At 34.6% G+C, this 2,289-nt stretch carries 3 protein-coding genes; all 3 read right to left on the bottom strand.

Features of this window, described 5'->3' with window-relative positions; translation table 11 throughout:
- Nucleotides 1-120 precede the first annotated feature (120 nt).
- The 3 genes from AB1349_13795 to AB1349_13785 all read right to left on the bottom strand — a co-directional run bounded on the left by AB1349_13795 (nt 121) and on the right by AB1349_13785 (nt 2,179).
- A complete protein-coding gene (locus tag AB1349_13795; protein MEW6558399.1) occupies nt 121-657 on the bottom strand; it encodes a nucleotidyltransferase domain-containing protein in 537 nt (178 codons plus the stop codon).
- Nucleotides 658-764: 107 nt separating this feature from the next.
- The gene (locus AB1349_13790; protein ID MEW6558398.1) at nt 765-1,721 is read right to left on the bottom strand and encodes a transposase; all 957 of its coding nucleotides are present in this window, start codon (nt 1,719-1,721) and stop codon (nt 765-767) included.
- On the bottom strand, nt 1,721-2,179 hold the full coding sequence (locus tag AB1349_13785; protein ID MEW6558397.1) for a hypothetical protein: 459 nt from the start codon (nt 2,177-2,179) through the stop codon (nt 1,721-1,723). Before AB1349_13785 ends, AB1349_13790 begins: the two co-directional genes overlap by 1 nt.
- Nucleotides 2,180-2,289 lie beyond the last annotated feature (110 nt).

Raw genomic sequence — 2,289 nt, 5'->3', positions numbered from 1 at the left:
GGCGACAAAGTAACTGCACAAACTATACAGAAATACATCCAATATCAAAGAGCAGAAGAAGACAGACGCCAGTTAAAACTTGACTTTTAAGATACCCCGCAGCTTGCTGCGGGGAGTATGTCATTTAACATCTTTTTCTGTTAGGAAATCAAGTTCTTTTTCTTCTAAATGAAAATCCAAAATTTCGCCTGGATTTAATGGCCGGTTCAACCCCCACAATTTATGGCCGTAAGTCTCATATTGTTTCTGCACAAGTCCCCATTCCTTTGTTTTTTCCATGATTTTATCAAATATTTTTTTTACTTTACCTTTGTCATAAATAAGTATACTATCAGATGCAAAACTGAAAACATACCAGTCTGATATATCAATTAAGAACTCTATACATGTAATGATAACTGTTACTCTGCGGTCGCATTTTTTTGATAGCAGATTTTGGATTCTGTAAGTCCAGTTCAATGCCTTTCCGCCTTCTTCCCAACTTTCTTTTGGTAAATCATCTAAAACAACTAAAATATCTATATCACTTTTTTCTGGAACAAAATTCCCACTTGCAAGAGAACCAATAATCCCTATAGCCTCAACTTCAGTTAATAGAGCACCTAAATTTAATATCTCCTGTTTTACTTTTTCAATTATAATTTCTTGTTCTGTCATTTACTATCTCCTGTATAATTTATACTAAAAAATTATGTTTTTGTCAACTGCGCACATGTATGCACCTTTAATTTTGCCATAAGCAATTTTTCCCTCATAGCATACAATCATATTTTTTCTCCTGAAGTTTTTTCTACCGACGAATGTGAATTTGGTTCAGTAAGTCCATATTCTTCTTTGAATTTTTTAGGATTTATACGCATAAAGTATTTTGGTGGTTTACCCCATAGTATGGCTAATTCCTCTAAGTCAAATATTCCATAGTATGGTTCAGCAATTATTACCACCTTATTCATCGTTTGTGCAAAAGTTTGTCTCCTAAATAGTCTTATACCCTGTTCTGTAATCTCTTTTCCTAATTGGCTCCTGTAGGCTTTACACATATTAAACATACACACAGTTAAGAAAACATGTGTTCTTACTGCCGATTCCGTTTTCTTAGGTATATTCTCTATCAACCAACCTGTTTTCAATTCTCTGAATGTTGTGTTTTCTATCAGACTTCTCAACTTGTATTTTTTAATCACAGAGATTGGTTTGTCCACTCTTAAAGTAGTTAAAAATACTTTCTCATATCCTGATGGATATTCTTTTTCATCCCATTTTGTAACCATTACTGCATTTATTGGATTGGCAACAAAATTTTTGCTGTGTCTATCTTTCCTGTTATGTTCTTCGTCGCCGTATTGGTCATAACTGGTTAGCCCTTTTATACCGACAGCCGATATTTCTCGTGTCACCTCTCGCCAGAGTCCGTCTGCGATTTTATTTCTGAAGCCCCTTGCATCGTTTGTTATATCCATTGTTGTTGTTGCTGGTATCACAAAATCTATATTGAAATTATGTTTTATTTTCCAGAGTGTTGTGCCGTCAATGAAGCCTCTATCTAATAGTAACACTTTTATTTTTTTGCCGATATTTTTTTCCGCCTGTTTTATCAATTTTAATGTATAATTTTTTTCACTCTCCTGTATCTTCGCGAATTTCGCTGACACAACTATTCCAGTTCTCGCCCCTCGGATTACTAATAACTTAAATCCGTAAGTCGTTTTTAATGTTTTTATTATCTCTCCTGTTTTTCTAAAGCATCGGCCAGTGTGTCTTTATGCATAGGCTCTTGCCTTTTTTTACCTCTCTTTTTACTCCGTTTACAGTATCCCTGCTTTATCTGTCGGGCAGTAAATCCTAATAACATCAACAGTCCCATATCATTAAATAACATATCAGGCACCTGATTCATATGGGCTATTCCTAACAATATCTTCATCTGATAAGTAAGCAACAGTTGGGCTACCGTAATCATCCGTCTAACATATCCTTCTCCGTCTACATTGAGCACCTCTAAAAAACCAACGGTTTTTAGAAAAATTATAAACTTATCTAAAAAACCCCAGCCTGCATCTTGCAAGATTCCGTAGTTACCTGCCAGTATCCTTTTGGCTGCTTCTTTCTGGTTCATGGTTAAATGTTCCCACACTAAATACTGACGATTCCTTTCTCTTAATTCCTGTTTTCTGTCCATCCCATCACCCCCCTATATTTTTATTGTATATTAGTAATATATTTATATTACTAATACTATTTTAGCAAAAAAATAATAGGGTGTCAAGCCCTGCAAAAAAATTTTCGCTT

Source organism: Elusimicrobiota bacterium (assembly GCA_040757695.1).
Taxonomy (GTDB): domain Bacteria; phylum Elusimicrobiota; class UBA8919; order UBA8919; family UBA8919; genus JBFLWK01.
Note: the sequence above shows the minus strand (reverse complement) of the source record. Positions and strands in the feature narration are given on the sequence as shown.

Coding starts and splice junctions, on each gene's coding strand:
- AB1349_13795 (MEW6558399.1), bottom strand. CDS start 657: ATGACAGAACAAGAAATTATAATTGAAAAAGTAAAACAGGAGATATTA.
- AB1349_13785 (MEW6558397.1), bottom strand. CDS start 2,179: ATGGACAGAAAACAGGAATTAAGAGAAAGGAATCGTCAGTATTTAGTG.